This is a genomic window from Desertibacillus haloalkaliphilus (genome assembly GCF_019039105.1).
Taxonomy (GTDB): Bacteria; Bacillota; Bacilli; order Bacillales; family KJ1-10-99; genus Desertibacillus; species Desertibacillus haloalkaliphilus.
In genome coordinates this window covers 1-379 of record NZ_JAHPIV010000336.1, presented here as the reverse complement: position 1 = coordinate 379, position 379 = coordinate 1, and the positions used below count along the sequence as shown (strand labels likewise).

General features: G+C 60.7%; 1 pseudogene. It reads left to right on the top strand.

Annotation, left to right across the window (positions count from 1 at the left end):
• Positions 1-379 (top strand): annotated as a pseudogene (locus tag KH400_RS30025) (hypothetical protein); the annotation flags it as partial.

Below are 379 nucleotides of genomic sequence, written 5' to 3'. Positions count from 1 at the left end.
GGGGAGGGAGAAGGAGGGGAAAGCGGGAGGGGCGGCGAGGCCGAGGGAGCGGGGGAGGGGGGGGAGCCAACAGGGAACAAAAGGGAAAGGAAGGACGGCAAAAACCAGGGACGAGGGGAGGGAAGGAGAGGGGGAGGGGGGAGGAGGGGGGAAAAGAGGGAGGGGGAAAGGAGGGGGGAAAGGGGGAAGGGGGAAGGGAAGGAAAGGGGGGGGGAAAAAAAGGGAGAAGAGAAGAAAGGGGAAGAAAGAGGAAGAAGAAGAAAGAGGGAAGAAAAGGAAAGGAAAAAAGAGGAGAGGGAGGGGGGGGGAAGGGAAGGAAAGAGGAGAAAAAAGAGGAGGGGGGAAAGGGGGAAGGGGAAAGGGAAGGGGGGGAGGGAAA